The following is a 17,684-nucleotide window of genomic DNA, read 5'->3' as shown; positions in this document are numbered from 1 at the left end:
AAATCTTAACGCAACTTCTGTCGCTTTAAAGGAGAGCTCCCGTGGTCATTCACCGCGTCCCCACCCACCCCTTCACCGTCGCGACGACGATCCCCGCCCCCGAACTCCTGGAGCCGCCCTGTGACCGCACAGCTCACCGCGTCTGATCTCACCAAGTCCTACGAAGGCCGCCTGATCCTCGACTCCGTCGACTGCTCCGTCCCCGTCGGCGAACGCCTCGGCATCGTCGGCGAGAACGGCTCCGGCAAGTCCACCCTGCTCCGCCTGCTGGCGGGGGCCGAGCGGCCTGACCGCGGCGAGGTCGTCCTGCGCGCCGAAGGCGGCGTCGGCTACCTCGCGCAACAGGAAGACCTCGCCCCGCACATGACCGTCCAGCAGGTGGTCGACCGCGCCCTCGCCGAGCTGCGTGCGTCGGAACGGCTCCTGCGCCGGCTGGAGGCCCGCATGGCCGGCGGCGACGCCACTGCCGAGACCCTCACCGCGTACGCCGACACCCTCACCGCCTTCGAACTGCGCGGCGGGTACGACGCGGACGCCCGGGTGGAGCGGTCCCTGCACGGCCTCGGTCTGCTGAGCCTGCCCCGCGAGTCCGCCGTCGGCGATTTGTCCGGCGGCGAGGTCGTACGCCTGCGCCTCGCGGTACTGCTCGCCGCCGCCCCGGATGTACTGCTCCTCGACGAGCCCACCAACCACCTCGACGGCTCCGCCCTGACCTGGCTGGAGGACCACCTGCGCGCCCGACGCGGCATCACGGTCGTCGTCTCCCACGACCGGGTCTTCCTGGAACGTGTCGCCACCTCCCTCCTGGAGGTCGACGGCGACATGCACCGGACCGTGCGGTATGGCAACGGCTACGCCGGCTACCTCGCGGAGCGCGCCGCCGAGCGGCGGCGCCGCGCCGAGGCCCACGCAGCCTGGCGGGCCGAGGCAGCCCGACTGCGCGAGGCCGCCGCCGTCACCGCCCGACGGGTGGCACCCGGCCGGGCCATGAGAGACGGCAACAAGATGGCGTACGACCGCGCCGCCGGCCGGGTCCAGCAGTCCCTCGCAAGCCGGGTCCGCAACGCCGAAGAGCGGCTCGCCCGGCTGCTGGCCCGGCCAGTGCCCGCGCCCGTGGACCCCCTGCGGTTCACCGCAGTACCGCGCACCGCCACCGCCGGCGCCGCCGAACCCGGGACGCCCGCCGGGCCGGCCCGGTCCGGCGACGCGCGACGGGTGCTGCTGGCCGCAGCGGGCGTCGCGGTCGAGGGGAGGCTCGCGCCGGTGGACTTGACCGTGCCGGCGGGCGGCCGACTGCTGGTCACGGGCCCGAACGGGGCGGGCAAGAGCACCCTGCTGCAGGTTCTGGCCGGCGTCCTGGCCCCCGACCTCGGGCAGGTCGTTCGACGGCACGGCCGGGTCGGCCTGCTGGCCCAGCAGGCCGACGTGGGAGCAGGCCGCGGGACACTGCTCGCGGCCTACGCCGAGGGCCGCCCCGGAACTCCCGAGGAGCACGCCGAACGGCTCCTGTCGCTGGGCCTGTTCACCCGCGACCGGCTGTCCGCTCCGGTCGGCTCCCTGTCCGTCGGACAGCGGCAGAGGCTGGCCCTGGCCCGCCTGGTCACCGAACCGGCCGACGTCCTGCTGCTGGACGAGCCCACGAATCACCTCTCCCCCGCGCTGGCGGAGGAGCTGGAGGAGGCGCTGGCCCAATTCGCGGGCGCGGTGGTCGTCGTCAGCCACGACCGGCGGCTGTGCGCCCGCTGGCCGGGTGACCGGCTCGCACTGCACGCCCCGGTGGCCGCCGCGGCCGGCATCTGCCCGTGACGACCGACAGCCGCTCCGCCCCTCCTCCCCCTGCCGTCGAAAGGACGCCTCGCTTGACCACCTCCGTAAGCCCGCTCGGCACCCTTGCCCTCCCCACCGGCGGCTCCGGCCCGTACGCGCTGGCCGTCGGGCCGGACGGCCACCTGTGGTGCACTCTCGTCCACTGCGGCCGCATCGCCCGCCTCACCCCGTCGACGGGCTGCGTCGAGGAGTTCGCGCTGGACTCCTCCGACTGCGGCCCCACCCTGATCACCGCCGGACCGGACGGCGCGCTGTGGTTCACCCGGTACCGCGACCACCGGATCGGCCGGATCACGGTGGCCGGCGAAACCCGCTCGTACGCGCTTCCCGGCGGCGCGGGCGGACCGTACGGGATCGCGGCCGGGCCCGACGGGGCCCTGTGGTTCACCCTGACAAACACCGACCGCATCGGCCGCATCGGCACGGACGGCGAGGTCCGCGAGTTCCCGCTGCCGTGCGAGGGGGGATTCCCGTCGTTCCTCGCGGCGGGACACGACGGAGCCCTGTGGTTCACCCTCAACCAGGCGAACGCGATCGGCCGGATCACCGTCTCCGGCGAGGTCCGGCTCCACCCTTTGCCCACCCCTGGCGGCGCCCCGGTCGGGCTCGCGGCAGGCCCGGACGGGAGCCTGTGGTTCGCCGAGATCGGCGCCGGCCGGATCGGGCGGCTCACGACAGGCGAGGCAGGCGTGGAGATCACGGAGTTCCCGCTGCCCGAGTCCGACTGCCGCCCCCACGCCGTCGCGGTCGCCCCGGACGGGACCTGCTGGTTCACCGAGTGGGGCACCGGCCGGACCGGCTCCGTCGCTCCGGACGGCAAGATCACCGAGCACCCGCTCGCAGCCCCCGACCGCGAGCCCCACGGCCTGGTCTTCGGCCCGGACGGCACGCTGTACGTTGCCGAGGAACGCGGCGGCGTCTCACGGTGGGAGGTGCGCCGCACCGGGCGGTGACCCGGCAGCCTTAAGACCACGGCCCTCCACCGCCCATGCCTTGGCAGGCATGGCGGCAGGCCGCACAACCGCTGCACCAGCCCGCGCAGCCGAGGAACCGGGGTCGCCCGCGCCCCACCTCCTGTGCGTCGGCGGCCTCCACCGCCCCCGCACGCACACGAGCGCGATCAGCAGCGTCAGGACGACTGCGGCGCCGGTGTCGGCCGGGGAGCAGGGGTCAGGTTGTGGAGGTCGGGGGTCCGGTGCGGCCAGGGTCTTGAAGGTTGGTGACCAGGCGGTCGAGGAGGCCGGTCTCGTTGACCTTCAGCATGCCGTCGACCTCGACCTGCGAGAGCGCCGCCGGCAGACGGACGAAGCGAGCCTGCTGTTCTGCCGCTACGCCCAGCGCCCGTACGGCGAGGGCCGCGAAGCCTACGTCGCGATCGAGGCCCGGCCGGACCAGCCTCAGCATCACGCCTCGATCGACGCCGACGACAGCCGTGGCATCAACCACATGGTCGCCGGCATGGGGCGGACCACGGTGACATCGAGGACGTCACGGGAGCCCCACGCTGCGGTGAACCGGGCCTCCTCCCACGGGTGCCCAGGCGGGCGGGGTCAGGTGCTCCGCGACCTGGCGCGCCTGGTCGGCGCGTAGAGGCACTGGGCGGCCGACGGGGCACAAGCGGCCGGCCTGCTCGTGGCCGGCCAAGGATGAGCAACCGCGGGCGGGTGAGTGTGCCCACGATCGTTTCGGTGGTGTCGCGGCGGCGCACCTTGGTCCAGCCTCGATATGCCGGGAGACATGTGCTGGTCAGTGTCTTGATGACGAGTCCTTCGACGCCGGACACGACGGTCCAGTCCTCGAGCCACTCCCGCGCTGTTGGCGTCCGTGGTCATCGGGCGCAGCGTCCACGGCGAAGTCAGCTCCCGCGCCGCGAACAGGACCGCAAGCCTGCGCCGGCGTTCCCGGTACGGCAGGGAGAGCAGCTCGACATCGCCCTCGCTCTGGAGAACGTCGAAGGCCACGAAGTAGACGAGTAGGCGGGCCGCCAGCGCGGTGGCGGTGCGGGCGCGGGCAGCAGCCCGTGCGCTGCAACCCTTCGAACGACAGCCGGCCGGTCTCGGGATCCCCGACGAGTACCTCGCCGTCCAGGACGATGCCGACAGGGAGTTGCTCCGCGGGTGCGACGAGATCGGGGAACCGGTCCTGGACCAGGGAACCGCGCCCGGTCTGGAGCAACCAGCATCCGGTGGCTGTCGCACTCCTGCTCATATGCCACCCCGCCCGCCAGCAGATCCGCGGGCGGGATCACCTCTGCCGCCATCCCGCTCCGGCCGCCGACATCCGCGCCGCCCTGGCACCGGCCGGTCGCTGATCGTTCTCACCCTATGGATCACCGCTGCACTGACGGATACGGTTACGCACATGAGGAACGCACGTTGGATCGGGCCGAGGGGCTTCAGGTAGCCCCGCCAGGAAATGCCTGGCGGTCGCTACCGATGGAGTCCCATGGCACGCACCGCTCACCACCGCCGTTCCCGCAGCCTGGACAGGTACGACTGGTCGCCGGGGAGTCCCTGGAGTTCTGTGGTTCTGCACGATCGCAGGTACAGCGTTCGCGATGTCACCGAGGCGACCCAGGAGTCCAGGAGGCCCACCCCTAGTACGGTCCGCCGCACAGTGGACGTCTACTCGCTTCCCCGCTACCGGCAGGACCGTTCCGTCGCTCTGTCGGCCGCGACGGAGGAACGCCGGGCGCGGCAGCGACTGCGTGCCCGCATAGGACTTCTCCTGCGGCTGGTGAACTCCCCCGCCGACGCACTCGTACACGACGCCGCGGACGCGGTGGACGTGCCGCCGGCGCGTCACCGGCGTAGCGCGCTCTGGCTCGCGTAGCCGACACCCGAGGGCCGCCCCCACCGGCGCCTAGGTTTTGTCTCCTTGGTCAGCACCGGCCCTGATGTCGACCAAGGAGATGCCTGGCTTGCCGACCCCGGAAGCCGGTCCCACCCGAGAAATGATCGATGATTGGGCGCCCTGCATCGTTCCATCAGTTTGAGGCGCCATGACCGACTACTTGCGGGCAGTCATCGACATGATCGGCCCCTCGGATAACCGCTGTACCGACGCTGCCGCCTGGCTGCGGCTGGCGGGTGAGCTGGGGCGGTCGCTGCCTGCGGACTACAAAGCGATCGCCGATAGGTACGGGGCCTGCCAGATCAACCACCACCTTTACTTGGACCGCCCGACGGATGGCTGGCAGGATCTCGGCACGTGGATGCGGCGTACCTCCCAGATGTGGTCACAGGAGGAGGTGGTGAGGCAGGGAGTGGAACCTCATCTCGACCCTCGGGTCATCCGCGGCCTTCCGACCATCACCTTCGGCACAGCCCAGGGCCTCATCCCTCTTGCCGGCACCGACCAGGGACACCTCGTCTTCTTGGCACCGCAGGTCCACGAGGTCCCAGACGGGATCGCCGTCCTGAACAGGGTAGGCGAGTGGACCGGCTACGCCCTGCCCTTCGCCGAATGGCTGTACCGCTACCTGACCGGTGAGGAGATGTGCGGCGGGAACAGCGCGGTCTTCCATCCCGGCCCCGTACATCGCGAACACCTCCCCACGGGACCAGGGCAGCAGACGCGTGTCGTCCACGGTCCACCGCGAGGTATGTAGGACTTGGCCGTCGCAACACCTCAAGCCAGCGTTGAGGTCCCTCGGATCCGGACAAGGACGGAGGCAAGGCGGAGGGAGGCTTCGTAGGCGATGGCGAGCTTGTCGGTTCGTGTGGCCAGGCCGCGCCACTGCTTGAGCTGGTTGATGCACCGCTCTACGGTGTTCCGCTGCTTGTAGGCCTCGCGGTCGAAGCCGGGTGGACGGCCGCCTTGCCGGCCTCGGCGCAAGCGGTGCGCGATCTGGTCAGACGGCTGCGGGATGACCGCCCGCGGCCTCCGCAGTCGTCCACCCCACGCGCGCGATGCGGCACCTCGACGACCAGGACCGGCTGCCCCTGATCGCGGCGGCGTGCGCCGAGGATGTGGTCGTCCCGGACGACGCCGGATGCCGCGCCTTCGCGGGTGCCGGGGGATGCTGCACCCGGAGTTGCCGGAAGGCGACGGCCCGGGAGGCGGCGGAGGCGACGGCCCGGACGTTCGAGGCGTACCTCTCGGCGAACCGCATGTGCGAGCTCGGCATGCACCACGCCCCGGGCCGTTCCTACCACTCGGCGCTCCTCGAACTGGACCGCGCGTCCCGCCGATGACGCTCATGCCAGCAGGTCGAGCAGAGCCGCACCGTCATCCGTGAGGCACAGGCGGATCTCCCGGCCGTGGCGCAGGCGCCGCAGCAGGCCCGAGCGGGCGAGCCGGTCGCAATGGTAGGTGGCGGTGCTGACGGTGATGTGGGCGAGACTCGCGGCTTCCGACACGGACGGTCGCCGGCGCGCGTGGCGCAGGAGGGCGGCGCGGACCGGTCCCAGTACGAGGTCGAGGCGGTCCTGCGCGGGCGCGGGGTGCGGTTCGGTGGACCGGTGCGCGAGCCGGCCCAGCCCCGGGAGCGGGTAGCCGACCCAGATCAGGTCCGGGTCCTCCGCGCTGTACGTGCAGGCGCCGAACCCGGACACCAGCGGGACGAGGACGAACCGGCGCCGCCCCGGTCCGGTGGCGTGCTGCGGGCACGGGTGGGGCAGGTGGAGCCGGCCGTCGGCGTACCGGACGGGGGCGCCGAGGTCGTTGATGACCGTGTCGAGCGCGCCGGTGACGGAGGCGACCCCGACGCGTTCCACCTCGCGGCCCAGTAGTGCGTCCGCTTGGTGCCACAACGGGGCGAAGGCGTCCCAGACCGCGCGCGTGAGGGTCCGGTAGGTGTCGAGGAACTCCCCCGGCCGTTCGGCCACGTGCTGCCACGGCGCGGGGACGGCGCTGCCGAACCGGTGCTCCACCTCACCGAGCAGGATGTCCGGCTCGATGCGGTCCAGCTCGTCGGTGATCGAGGTCGCGGTGCCCGTTCCGCCCCCGGTGCCGACGCCTGACGTCAGGGCGAGCGAATCGGGTGCCCAAGGATGGCTGGAGGTGAGCAGTGCCTGCAGGGTCGCCGCGGCCGCGGGAGGTGCCGCGCCGCGGATGACGCGCCGCCACTCCGGTGGCATCCCGTGGGAGGCGTGGCCGAAGGTGTCGGCGATGACGGAGAAGAGCGTCGTGCCCGGGAGCCTGCTGACCGACAGTCGCAGGTCTTCCGTGCGGCCGACGGGCACGGTCGGTTCCTTGGGCATGGCCATCCCCCGATGGGTCCCCTGGGTGACCGGTCGTCCCCGGTCGGCTGGGAGCCTCGGGGAACGGCTTCTTTCCGGAAGGGCGTTGGCCGGATGGTGGGGGCGAACGACCGAAACCCCCGCCGCGCGGGCGGCGGGGGCAGGGGGGCGGGCCGGTGAGCGGTCGGGCCCGGTGAGTGGTGGGGGTGATCAGCAGGCGTTGACCCAGTCGTGCGATGAGATGTTGTCGTTCAGCGGCTCGCCGCCACCGTTTCCGTTGTACGGGAAGCGGTCGTAGCGCATGTCCATCAGGTAGCTGCCGTTGCCCAGGCAGTACCAGGCCCCGCTCTGGTCGGTGTGCCAGAAGAGCCGCACGTCTTCATAGGCGCCGGCGAAGCCGTTGTTGTGCACCGACGACGCCTGGTTGCGCATGTTCCGGTCGGCCCAGTTGTCGCTGTAGCCGGACCAGGTGGCTTGTCGCCCGCCCTTCCACGAGTGCTCCCACGCGTACAGGTACCCGTCGGCCGCCGCGGTGGTGGTGGTGGTAGTGCCCGCTGCCACCGCGGTACCGGCCGCCACCGCGGTGTCGGCCGTCGGCGCGGTCTCGGCGTGCGCCGCTGCCGGGAACAGGCCGATCGTGGCCGCGGCCAGCGCGGTGGCCATGAGGTGGGTGATGCGGTTCTTGGACATGGACTCTCCTCGTGTGATGTCGGCTGTCGGTGCAGGGGTGAGCGACCCGCGCTGGTGCGCACGGGGGCCATGGGGTGGCGGACCGCCGGTCAGCGGCCCAGTACGGCACGCGCCCGCGGCAGGGCGGCGGCCCGGAGCCGCTCCACCCGCTCCACGGCGGTGCGGTGCTCACGACGGAGTTCCCGGTCGTGGTGGTGGTCGAGGCGCTGGGCGACGGCCGCCAGGCCGCTGTCGTGTGCGCACCGCGCCTCCCGGACGGCCACGCGCACCTCACGGGCCCTGTCGGAAGCGCCCTTCCCGCCGAGGAAGGCGTCCCTGGCCTCGCGCGGGGTCCGGTACGGGAAGCCGTGCTCGCGCATGCACGCCGACCAGGCCCGTACGGCTCCGGCGAACTCCGGTTCGGCAGCGACCCGCTGGCTCCTGATGCCGCCCAGGTTGCCGACGAGGGTGTTCGCCGCGTACCAGCCGGCGACGTCTCCGTACAGGGCGCGCCAGGCCGTCACCCGGCAGCCGTTGCCGCTGTGTCCCACGACCGCGCCGCCGGGGAGTTCGGCGCGCAGCCCCTGCCCGTCGGTGGTGCCGTTGAGGGCGGTCACGGCGGCGTGGCGGCGCTCCGGGGACAGGCCGCCGAGGTGCACCCGGTTCGGGTCCTGGCGGTGGAGTGCTTCTACCCGCGGTTCGAGGACACTGCCGTAGCCGTACCGCCCGGCCCATTGCGCGTCGTCGCGACGTACGGGAAGTCGCGCGCCTCGGGCAGCGGGTTCTCGGGCTTGGCCCAGTACCGGAACCCGGCCGCCGTCATGCACCGGCGCTGGAGCTCCTGTTCCGCGTCGTGCAGCAGGCTCCGGCCAGCGGCGGTGGTGGCGGCGCCCGTCCCCGCTGGTGCCGGGGCTCCGCCCTCGCCTGCCGGTGCCCCGGCGCTTACGCAGCCGGTGACGGCGAGGAGGAGGGCCGTCCCCGCCAGCGCCGTGGTCGTCAGCCGGCGCCGGCCGATCCGGCCCGGCCGTCGGGAGAACGCTCTCCTCATCACTGATGTGCTCCTGACATACGTGGGTCACCAGGGCCCGATGCCTTCCGGCCGCGAACCGGTCGCGGCCTGCCCGGTACCGAAAAGTCTCGCGGGGCGGCCCTCCGGCCCGACAGCCTTTCGAAGGCTTTCGAAACGTGCCCGCGAACGGCACCGCCGCCGCCCACGCCCGGCCGTGGGCGCCCACTGGCCATTCGGCCAATGTTGTTCAGCGCGTCAGTCGCGAAGCGCAGACCCAGGTCCCGGGCTGCCCGGCAGCGGGCTGCCCGGACCGTCAGGGCCGGGCCGTGGTCGGGCTCCATGATCGAGCCGACCACGGCGCGCCGCAGTGAGCTGCCGGCGCAGGTCCAGTGAGCAGCGCAACCGTACGCCGGGCTGACCGGCATCCCGTGTCGACTGCTCCGCGGTGGCCGTCGCCCACCGGTCGGCGAGCCCGCCGCGAGGAACGCTTCCCCGACCTCATCGACCCCTTGCGCGAGGTCCACGTAACGCAGGCGTGGCCGGACACCGCGCCTTCCTCTCGCCGTGGAGTGCGCCGCGCAGAGCCACGGCCGCCCCACCGCCCACCTCTCGGCGGGCACCCTCCCCGTGATCGTCCACCGACTGACCCGCAGCGAATCCCTCGCCCCGCCGTGCAGCGCGCCCTGGGCCTGCTGGGGGCGCCCGCCCCGACCACCAGCCCGTCACCTGACCGCGTCGCTGCCGGTGCTTCCCCAGGTCTGGGAGACCGCCGGACGCGACCCCAAGTCCCTCCAGGTGGTCGCGTACGCCGTGGAGCCCAAGTCCCGGCAAGCTCGCCCACTACGCCGACCTGGGCATCGAGGAGGCCGTCCTCCAGCTCCCCTCCGCGCCGCGGGACGAGGTCCTGCGCACGCTGCACGACTTCGCCCAGTATCTCTGAACAGACGTCGCGGGCCCCTGCGTAGGGTGGGCGGGACGGTACACGGCGGGGCTCGGAGGAGATCGGTATGGACACGGCCCGGACAACGGGACCCTTGGGAAAGGCATCGCCATCGGGGTTCCGGCGGACCCGGAACTCGCTGTTCTGGGCCGTGCTCGTGGCGGGAGGCGGCACGCTGGGCGGCTTCGTCTCGCAGTTCCCGTGGATGCTGTACGTCGGCGTGCTCGTCGTCCTGGCCGCGGCGGGGCTCGGAGCGGCCGTCGCGGGCTCGAACTGGAACCGGGCGGGCGCCGCGGCGATCGTGGGCTTCGGGACCATGGCGCTCGGCATATTCGCCGGTTCCAACCTGAACGAGTCCTACATGAAGCTGTTCGGCGAGCGGGTCAGCGCCGTGGTGCTGGAGTTCGACGAGCGCACCAACGCCAAGGGCGACGTGCGGTACTCCTGCCGCGTCGTCGACACCACGGGCGAGCGCCATGATCTGGAAGCGGTCCAGAACTGCCGCGGCCAGGTCGCGTCCGGCGAGCAGGTCGTCCTGTTCAAGGACAGGATCGGCGCCCTGGATCCTTGGATGGAGCAGACGGGCAGCCGGGCGCTCGACCCGCTCGGGCTGGGCATCACCGGCGCTCTGTTCCTCCTCGTCGGCGGCACGATGTTCACCGCCGGCCAGCGCCGCCGCTCGGACCGCGACCTCCATGCCGAGTACGTGCGCAGGCACGGGCCGCCGTGGCGGTCCTGAGCGCCCCGGCGAGGCGGGGCGCGCGGCAACGGCACGGGGTCCGTCCGATCATGTGATCGGACGGACCCCGTGTCACTTCCCGGGTTCCTCAGGAGATGCAGTAGCCGTTCAGGTCGGCGATCACGTCGGCGGAACCGGCGCTGTTGAAGAAGGTCGCCCTTCCGTCCACCACCGGGACCGTCACCGGATTCGGCACGATCCACCCGGCCGTGAAGTTGAGGCTCGAGACGTCAGGCGCGGCCTGGCCGTTGGGGTAGACCGCCACGTGTCCGGCCTCGGTGGGGCTGACGGCGGTCACGTGCATGACGACCGCGGTCACCCCACTCGCGAGGACGCCCTTCACACCGGCCATCTGGAGCGTCACCGCCCCACCGGCCGGGCTGCTCCTGACTGGTTCGCCCTCAACCGGACCGCCGGCCAAGCGACCGCCCTATACGTGGCCTGCGAGAAAAGGACCCAGCGGCACGGAGGCGTGACGAGGGTGCTTCCGCGTCGTTATCAGCAGCGGGTAGCAGCCCCGGCTGGCCAGTGAGGCTGATGGGGGGACCTTTCTCACTCTGAGGAGCAGCGGTGTCTGCCGTCTGGGAGACACCGTGTCAGCGGGGACTCCTACGCTCCCGGCCATGTCCACCTTCGCGCCGGCATGAACGCATGATCGGGTACCGCACGGAGCTCCGTCGACCTGGTTTCGCCTGCGACCGTCCTATGTGGATCACAGGCGGAACCGGGATGCTCAGTCGCTTGCACGGCTGGGCGGGTGACGTGCTCTGCGGGCTCCAGCTGTGCGGCACCGTCGCCTTTCAAGCAGCAGTCGCCCACTCCGGGATCGGCCGCTCGGCACCCGTCGCTGCACATCGCTGTGCCGTGACCGGCACCCGACCCGGCGCTACCCCGATGCGGCGTATGTGATCATGGGCTTACTTGTTCCTTCGCCCGCGAGGTGATTTCTTGACCAAGGTGGCGCTGCGGCCTTACGCACTGTTGCCTCGGCAGTACGACGAACAGAAGGTGCTGGCCTCCACGATCGACGCGTGGGGAAGGGCCCTCTGGCTGATGTGTGACGACGCCCGATTCCAGCTCGGGCCCCATGGCTGGCGCTCCGTCGAGCCACCGCAATTGCCCTTCGACGCGCTCCTCGTCATCCGTGACGGGGACCTCGTCTGCGAGAAGACCTTGTACGGCGTGGCCTCGGCACCGTGGCAGATCGACGCGCTGACCCGGGACGAGTTCGTCCTGTACGGCTTCGGCCCGGTGGGCCGGGACCGGCACAACGGTCAGATCTTCAGCCCGCGGGGCCGTTCTCGCCGGCGCTTCTCGCTGGGCTCGGGCATCGTGCACATGGTGGCGGACGGCCGGGCGTCCCTCTGGACCGGCTACAACGACGAGGGCGTCTACGGGGACCCCATCGGGGCGGGCGCCCTGGTCCGGTGGGACACCCATGGCAACTACCAACACGGCTTCCACCCGCCGAAGCCCCACCACATCGTGGTCGAGATCGACGGGCTCAACGTTACGGACTCGGTCGTCCGGGCCGTCTACGGCCCCGGCTCGCCCCTGGCCGAGCTGCGGGCCGGGCAGCCGGTCCGGTTCCGGACGCTGCCCGTCGCCGATGCGTGGGGCCTCGCCGTCCGGGACGACCGCCTGCTGCTGCTCGGAGGCTCCGAGCGCGGCACGGCCCACACCCACCTGCGGCAGGTTCACCACTGCCGGCTGACCGACGGCGGGGCGATCATCACCGGAAGGGGCGAGCTGACCTGGCCGAACGGCGATCCCGTGCGCCGGTACACCCGCCCTGTCGGCCGCGGACCCCACCTCTACGTGCGCAACCGCCCCTCCATGCGGATGTGGTACGGGCTGAGCGTGCCCCAGGGGTAGTGCCCCCTGACGAAGCCGTCAGGCCCACCAGAAGCCCGGGCGGGTCAGCAGTGGCTCGATCAGCACCCGTGGCTCCTGTCACCAGTTGACGGATCACCCCGGGCAAGCCCTGGGTGATCCGTGCGACCCGGGCCGGGGCAAGACCGTCGCCGTGCGGATGGCCCTGTCCCCGAACACGCACACCGCGCCCCCAACCCCCTCCGCCTACCCGACCGCCTCCGCCTGCCCGACCGCCTCGGCCACCGCCCCAACCGACGACGCCCTAACAGCCTCGCGACCGCCGGCAACACCACACCCGCCGCCGCACTGCCCACCCCCGACCACGCGGCCGCGACCGCCGCCGGCGCAGACCACGGTGGCCGGCACACCACCGCCCTCGCCACACCACCCCCTCCCGCGGCCTGGATACAACGACGTCAGCCAGCGCCCGCCGCGTCTGCTCCTCCTCCCACACCCCCGGCACCACCAGGCGATCCATCAAAACCCTGCCGACCTGAAGGTCCCGGAGTACCACCCGGTACAGCGACGCCAGCGAAGGCACCTCGCCCCCGGCAGCCTTCGAATACCGGTACAGCACCGACACGCTCCTGCCCGCCCGCGCCAGCACCTCCCACGCCTGCTCGGACAACTCCAGCCACCCCGGTGCCTGCGCTCCACACGGCCCGCGGCCCGCGCCGCCTCCAGCCACCGCCACACCGTCCCCGCAGTCAGCCCACCGACCTGGGCACCCGCACGCACATGCGCCGGGGGCGGGGCAACGCCCCCACAGCATCGAGCTCCAGCAGCCGCGCCACCAACACCTGCCGCGAACACCCACCCGGCCGCGACCTCACCCCACACGCCCACCTCACCCACCTCACCCACCGAAAAGCCCTCCCCCGCGGACCCCACACCCACCACGGTGCGCCCGCGCAGGCCGGGAAGATCAGAAGTGCCGTTCCCAAGACCGCACTCTGCGGGCGGCACAGAGGTTTCAGGAGCGGCCGGTCGCAGAACGCTGCGCGCCCGCGACCGCCGAGCAGGTACGCGCCCTGCTTGCCGAGGGCGCGTCCCCGCCTGCCCCCACTGCCCGCCCGCACGCGAACGGCGGCTGAACCACCCGCGACGCACGGCCGAGCCGTTACCAGTGGCCGGAAGGGCCAACTCCATCTCATGAACGGCGCCTGTCGCCGCCCGACCGGCTGGCCGGAGTGCTCTGAAAGGCGGCGCCGGCGTGCCACTGTGGTGCCATGACCATTGAGGTACGGCCCGCTTCGGAGTTCGGGGACGTGCGTGCGGTGCTCGGCCCGAAGTCACCGACGGCCAACGTCTGCTGGTGCCTGAGCTACCGGATCCCGTCGAAGCTCAACAACGAGCTGCGCGGGCCGGAGCGGGGTGAGTACGTCGCCGGGCTGTGCCGGGCGCAGACCCCGCCCGGGGTGCTCGCCTACGACGGCGACGAGCCGGTCGGCTGGGCCGCCGTGGCACCGCGCTCGGACACCGCCTTCGCTCACAGCCGGAAGATTCCGCACGTCGACGACCTGCCGGTCTGGTCCCTGTGGTGCATCCGCGTGCGCCCGAGGCACCGCAAGCAGGGCATCTCGCACGCACTCATCGCCGGCGCGGTCGCCTTCGCCCGCGAGCACGGCGCGCCGGCGATCGAGGCGTACCCCCTCGACAGCGGCGACGCCAAGGTCGACCTGACGATGGCGTACGCCGGGATCCGGAAGAACTTCGAACGCGCCGGATTCACCCACGCCGCCGACACCACCTCGGTGCTGGCCGGCCATCCGCGGAGCCTGATGCGGCTCGACCTGCGCTGACGGCCTGCCCCGTCCGGGGTTCCGGCGGGACCGCCGGTGCCGCGTCGACCGACGGGAGGCCCTCACCCGCCCGCTGCGACTTCACATGCTCTCGATTCCCTGCCGAAGTCGACCCAAAGGAGCAGGCCCGCGAAGCCGTCGCCATATTCGTCAAGCAGTACGGCGCAGATCGGGGTTCACCGACGCGGGGTGGAGCAGCTCAGTAGCTCGCTGGGCTCACAACCCAGAGGTCGCAGGTTCACATCCTGTCCCCGCTACTGAACGTCGAAATGGGACCTTCTTCGCATTCGGCCGGAGCCAGGAAAAAGGGGCTCCCGGCCGATCCGAGCCCGAGGACCGCGTGCTTGCTAGGCCCTGGTACCACTACCTAGCTATGGTGTGCGTATGGGAAAGCAGACGAACATCCGACTGGACGACGCCGTCAAGGCCGCCGCAGAGGACCGGGCCAAGCGCCGCGGTCTGAGCCTGCAGGGGTACGTTGCCGACTTGATCAAGGCCGATGTGGACCAGACACGTGCCGCCTTCATGGCCGGCGCAACGACGTTCCTGGCCGGGTACGCGGACGCGTTCGAGGCGGAGGTCGGTGAGGACCGGTACCCCGGTCTTCCGGACGGACTGGCGCCGAGCGCGCCGAGGGACGCCGCGTGAATCTCCGTGTCGATCTCGCCTGGATCTTGTCCGTGGCGCAGCAGATCCCCGGCGATCCTCAGGTCGTCGACTACGGCGTGCCGGTGGCGGCGGAAGCGCGTCATCGCGCGGAGGTCCTGGATCATGAGGTCTATCCCGAGCCCCATCACAAGGCCGCAGCACTGTTGTGCGAGCTGGCGAGGAACCCCAGCCTGGAGGTGAGGAACCTGTTGTTCGCCGCCACGGTGGCTGCGGCCTACCTCTCGGCGTGCGGGCTCCCGGTGAGCCCCGGTCTGGACTCCGTTCTGCCCTTGGCGCGTGCGGCCCGGGACGGGCTTCCGGTGCGGGAGGTCGCCGCTCAGATCAAGACCTGGACGAGCTGATCCAACAGGCTCTTGCGACCGTGCCGTGTCAGGATCGGGTCGTCAGCGAGCGGCCGTCGGCCAGTGGGAACAGTGAGACGTTCTGCCAGGCCCAGCAAAGCCATCACGGCGGTGCAGCCCAGCAGGAGGGCCACTCCACCGTCCACGCCGGGGTGCGCACGCGGATCCCCAGGGGCGTGAGGTACAGCATGACGAGGGTCGCGCCCGGCATGAGAAACCAGTGGCCCTCATGGGCGAGCGGCGCGAGTGAGTGCTTCATCTCGGGGAGAGGCGTCGCCGTACGCCTGCGAGGGCTCCTGTGAGGAGGGCGAGCAGGAACAGGGTGAGACCGGTGAAGATCACGGGATTCACCCAAACCGGCGCCAACTCCGTGCCCACGCCACCTGACGTGACGCACTGCGCACTGACCGGCAGCGTCCACCGCGTCACGATGCGATCGCCCTGCACGCCCTGCGCTGCGCACATCTGGTCCGGGTCCAGGATGTAGAACCCCGACATCACGCCCCACGAGTAGGCGCCGAACGAGAGCGCGGCAGCCATGACGGCAACCAGAGCGCAGATGGCGAAGCTCGGCAGATGCCCGACGGTTGACCGTTGCTCACGGACCCGCCGGACGAGTGCGACGGCAGCGCCCACCCATACGCAGGGCACCAGGATCGGAGCGAAGAACACGACGAGGAACAGAAATCTCTCCATTCCTGGTCAGACATCGCCCGGACAAGATCGGTTCCGCCTCCCCTCCTGCGCCAGCTCGTCGGCGCGGCGAAGACACAGCACCACACGATCTCCGCCGACCCGGCTGACGTACGGCTTCAAGGCTGCGCACCCCTTTTGGCGAGTCCCCCCAGCTGGAGCGCTCAGTCACAGCAGGGTGGCGGGTGGGATCGCCAGCCGAGGTGACGCAGTACCTCGCCCCTGGACTCCGGCGCTTTGACGTCCGCCACTCCCATGTCGCCGATTCCGGTCCCGCCTGCCGGGTTGACCCGCAGGGCCTAGAGGTTCGCGGAGTTGGACGGCATCCGCGTTCCTCAACAGGGCCTCGGGCGTCCCCGCGACGTGTGGATCAAGCGCGGGATCCCGGCTGCGGAGATCGCCCGTGCCGCGTCCTTCCAAGGCCGGTGGGGCGGTCTCGCGCTGCCCCCCGGCCCCGTTCTACGAAAGCGGCCCGCGCATCGGGTGCGGACGTTCCCGAGAGCTCGGCTGCCGAGGGCTGGTGGATTCCGGCTGAGGACGGTCCGGTGTCCATGGCCTAGGGATTCACGGTCGGACCACGGGGCGAGTTCGGGATCCACATGCCCCGATAGGTACCGCTCATGCAAGTACGGACGGTTGGGTAGGGTCCCGGGCGCTGGCCGCCCACGCAAGTCGCTGGGCCAAGACCATCACGAGATCACCGGCAAGGCAGTCGACTGCCTGAACCTCGACGGGTACGAGCAGGTGCTTGAAGTGCACGGCCTCACTGACGCTTAGTGGCGGGAAACGACTCACATCGCCCTCTACCGCGGCGAGGCCATCGGCCTTGACGCACCTCAATGCCCTGAGACGCACGTCTGCGGCGGCCTCGACGAGTGGGGCCTTCACGGTGGCTGATGCCTCGCTGGCGCCTGCGGATCTGAGCATTCAGGTGGCCTATGAGCACGCCGGTTGGCCCGATGTGCGCGGCAGGTGGCCCATGCGCTCGAGCAGGCGCCTCGCTGGTCAGCCCTTGGGGACCGCTGAAGGGACCTGTGCACCCTGGGCAAATGATTGATCAGGGGGGACTTCCGGGTCGGTGACGTGCTGTCGGTCGCGTGCCCTTTCACGGACACCAGGGTCCAGCAGGGTGTCACGTGGGATCACGTGTCGGTGCGATGGCGTGGTGGGAAATCGACGGCGACAACGAGTTCGCGCAGTGGAACAGAATCGTGGCCCTCGGCGTGGACGGCAGCGGGCACGTCGCGCCTGAGGCGGAGGCCGAGCTGTTCCGAACGGACCCTCCGCCCGAACAGCTGAGGGCCGGAGACCTCTGCCGGGTCGGCGTGCCGCCCCCTGTGGTGCACGTAACGGCCGTTGACCACCACGATCCCCCGCTGGAGACGGCCTGGCTGCCCCACCCCACCCAGTCCGTGACCGTGCTGCGCCGAGGCCTGTCCCATCGACAGTTCCCCCATGAGAGCCATCTCGATGGCTCGGGGTACACCATCCACCCCGGCGACGGGATCCCCTTCACCTTCGAACTGCTGATGCGTCCCTACACGTCTCTCCAGGTGGGCGACGAAGTCGCCGACGTCATCGGCCGGGCATGGCGGTTCGACGGCCCCTGGGACTGGACTGCCTTCGATGGAGAGCCGGTCGGTGAGGGCCCTTCGTGGCCACTCGTCCTGCTCACCCGAGCAGGGACGCCGTGCTCCGCCGAGGACGCTGAAGCAGTGGCTGCAGGCACGACGAGCGGCTCACACCAGGAGACGGTCCGAGACTGGATGGCACTCACCGAGGCCTCGCCCACACTCTGACCTCTCGGGGGCTGAGCACGTACCTGGCCCCAAGGGCCAACTATCGTGCAGTGTCACAACGCATGGGACTGAGCACGCCAGCTGGGCATGGGTCCTCCTGGGGAGGATGCGCGGCGAGCGCCGGCCGATCTCGGATTC

Annotated in this window: 18 protein-coding genes, 1 tRNA gene and 5 pseudogenes; 15 read left to right on the top strand and 9 right to left on the bottom strand. The window is 71.3% G+C overall.

Annotation, left to right across the window (positions count from 1 at the left end):
• Positions 1–120: 120 nt before the first annotated feature.
• The 5 genes from AC07FY_RS19765 to AC07FY_RS19745 all read left to right on the top strand — a co-directional run bounded on the left by AC07FY_RS19765 (position 121) and on the right by AC07FY_RS19745 (position 5,437).
• Complete coding sequence (locus AC07FY_RS19765) at positions 121–1,806, top strand: ABC-F family ATP-binding cassette domain-containing protein (protein WP_479007869.1); 1,686 nt, start codon at positions 121–123, stop codon at positions 1,804–1,806.
• 53 nt (positions 1,807–1,859) lie between these two features.
• Positions 1,860–2,780: a Vgb family protein gene (locus tag AC07FY_RS19760; protein WP_479007867.1), complete on the top strand. Its 921-nt coding sequence runs from the start codon at positions 1,860–1,862 to the stop codon at positions 2,778–2,780.
• Between the two features lie 256 nt (positions 2,781–3,036).
• Entirely contained in the window at positions 3,037–3,417 is a 381-nt protein-coding gene (locus AC07FY_RS19755; protein ID WP_479007865.1) for a hypothetical protein, read from the top strand.
• Between the two features lie 1,026 nt (positions 3,418–4,443).
• The gene (locus AC07FY_RS19750) at positions 4,444–4,659 is read left to right on the top strand and encodes a hypothetical protein (protein WP_479007863.1); all 216 of its coding nucleotides are present in this window, start codon (positions 4,444–4,446) and stop codon (positions 4,657–4,659) included.
• Positions 4,660–4,828: 169 nt separating this feature from the next.
• Positions 4,829–5,437: a hypothetical protein gene (locus tag AC07FY_RS19745; protein ID WP_479007861.1), complete on the top strand. Its 609-nt coding sequence runs from the start codon at positions 4,829–4,831 to the stop codon at positions 5,435–5,437.
• Positions 5,438–5,457: 20 nt separating this feature from the next.
• Here the strand turns inward: AC07FY_RS19745 and AC07FY_RS19740 are convergent.
• Positions 5,458–5,781 (bottom strand): annotated as a pseudogene (locus AC07FY_RS19740) (IS5/IS1182 family transposase); the annotation flags it as partial.
• Between AC07FY_RS19740 and AC07FY_RS19735 the strand changes: the two are divergent.
• Positions 5,709–6,023: pseudogene (locus AC07FY_RS19735) on the top strand (FAD-binding oxidoreductase); the annotation flags it as partial. The pseudogenes AC07FY_RS19740 and AC07FY_RS19735 overlap by 73 nt on opposite strands.
• A 3-nt stretch (positions 6,024–6,026) precedes the next feature.
• Here AC07FY_RS19735 and AC07FY_RS19730 read toward each other — a convergent pair.
• The 5 genes and pseudogenes from AC07FY_RS19730 to AC07FY_RS19710 all read right to left on the bottom strand — a co-directional run.
• Entirely contained in the window at positions 6,027–7,031 is a 1,005-nt protein-coding gene (locus AC07FY_RS19730) for a hypothetical protein (RefSeq protein ID WP_479007859.1), read from the bottom strand.
• Positions 7,032–7,220: 189 nt separating this feature from the next.
• Complete coding sequence (locus AC07FY_RS19725) at positions 7,221–7,700, bottom strand: hypothetical protein (protein ID WP_479007857.1); 480 nt, start codon at positions 7,698–7,700, stop codon at positions 7,221–7,223.
• An 89-nt stretch (positions 7,701–7,789) separates the two neighbouring features.
• Positions 7,790–8,338, bottom strand: a complete 549-nt coding sequence (locus AC07FY_RS19720; protein WP_479007855.1) for a hypothetical protein — start codon at positions 8,336–8,338, stop codon at positions 7,790–7,792.
• Positions 8,339–8,367: 29 nt separating this feature from the next.
• Positions 8,368–8,727, bottom strand: coding sequence for a hypothetical protein (locus tag AC07FY_RS19715; protein WP_479007853.1), 360 nt, complete (start codon positions 8,725–8,727; stop codon positions 8,368–8,370).
• Positions 8,728–8,943: 216 nt separating this feature from the next.
• A pseudogene (locus AC07FY_RS19710) lies at positions 8,944–9,111 on the bottom strand (hypothetical protein); the annotation flags it as partial.
• Positions 9,112–9,246: 135 nt separating this feature from the next.
• Between AC07FY_RS19710 and AC07FY_RS19705 the strand changes: the two are divergent.
• From AC07FY_RS19705 to AC07FY_RS19695, 3 genes and pseudogenes are all read left to right on the top strand, one after another.
• Positions 9,247–9,415, top strand: a pseudogene (locus AC07FY_RS19705) (ADP-ribosylglycohydrolase family protein); the annotation flags it as partial.
• Positions 9,409–9,628 (top strand): annotated as a pseudogene (locus AC07FY_RS19700) (LLM class F420-dependent oxidoreductase); the annotation flags it as partial. The pseudogenes AC07FY_RS19705 and AC07FY_RS19700, both read left to right, overlap by 7 nt.
• Positions 9,629–9,722: 94 nt before the next feature.
• Positions 9,723–10,367, top strand: coding sequence for a hypothetical protein (locus AC07FY_RS19695; protein WP_479007851.1), 645 nt, complete (start codon positions 9,723–9,725; stop codon positions 10,365–10,367).
• An 88-nt stretch (positions 10,368–10,455) separates the two neighbouring features.
• Here the strand turns inward: AC07FY_RS19695 and AC07FY_RS19690 are convergent, their stop codons facing one another.
• On the bottom strand, positions 10,456–10,731 hold the full coding sequence (locus AC07FY_RS19690; RefSeq protein WP_479007849.1) for a hypothetical protein: 276 nt from the start codon (positions 10,729–10,731) through the stop codon (positions 10,456–10,458).
• 584 nt (positions 10,732–11,315) lie between these two features.
• Here AC07FY_RS19690 and AC07FY_RS19685 point away from each other — a divergent pair.
• From AC07FY_RS19685 to AC07FY_RS19665, 5 genes are all read left to right on the top strand, one after another.
• Positions 11,316–12,242 (top strand): hypothetical protein, encoded by a 927-nt coding sequence (locus tag AC07FY_RS19685; protein WP_479007847.1) that lies wholly within the window; start codon positions 11,316–11,318, stop codon positions 12,240–12,242.
• 1,229 nt (positions 12,243–13,471) lie between these two features.
• The gene (locus tag AC07FY_RS19680; RefSeq protein WP_479007845.1) at positions 13,472–14,044 is read left to right on the top strand and encodes a GNAT family N-acetyltransferase; all 573 of its coding nucleotides are present in this window, start codon (positions 13,472–13,474) and stop codon (positions 14,042–14,044) included.
• A gap of 183 nt (positions 14,045–14,227) precedes the next feature.
• Positions 14,228–14,301, top strand: a tRNA-Val gene (locus AC07FY_RS19675).
• 127 nt (positions 14,302–14,428) lie between these two features.
• Positions 14,429–14,692, top strand: coding sequence for a hypothetical protein (locus AC07FY_RS19670; protein ID WP_479007843.1), 264 nt, complete (start codon positions 14,429–14,431; stop codon positions 14,690–14,692).
• A gap of 32 nt (positions 14,693–14,724) precedes the next feature.
• Positions 14,725–15,054: a hypothetical protein gene (locus AC07FY_RS19665; RefSeq protein ID WP_479007841.1), complete on the top strand. Its 330-nt coding sequence runs from the start codon at positions 14,725–14,727 to the stop codon at positions 15,052–15,054.
• A gap of 103 nt (positions 15,055–15,157) precedes the next feature.
• On the opposite strand, the gene AC07FY_RS19660 is transcribed toward AC07FY_RS19665, so the two are convergent.
• Complete coding sequence (locus AC07FY_RS19660; RefSeq protein ID WP_479007839.1) at positions 15,158–15,313, bottom strand: hypothetical protein; 156 nt, start codon at positions 15,311–15,313, stop codon at positions 15,158–15,160.
• Positions 15,310–15,750: a hypothetical protein gene (locus AC07FY_RS19655; protein WP_479007837.1), complete on the bottom strand. Its 441-nt coding sequence runs from the start codon at positions 15,748–15,750 to the stop codon at positions 15,310–15,312. The genes AC07FY_RS19660 and AC07FY_RS19655 overlap by 4 nt, the downstream gene beginning before the upstream one ends.
• A 1,133-nt stretch (positions 15,751–16,883) precedes the next feature.
• On the opposite strand from AC07FY_RS19655, the gene AC07FY_RS19650 reads away from it, so the two are divergent.
• Entirely contained in the window at positions 16,884–17,546 is a 663-nt protein-coding gene (locus tag AC07FY_RS19650) for a hypothetical protein (protein ID WP_479007835.1), read from the top strand.
• Positions 17,547–17,684 lie beyond the last annotated feature (138 nt).

This window comes from Streptomyces sp. NPDC045967 (assembly GCF_056430495.1).
Note: the sequence above shows the minus strand (reverse complement) of the source record. Positions and strands in the feature narration are given on the sequence as shown.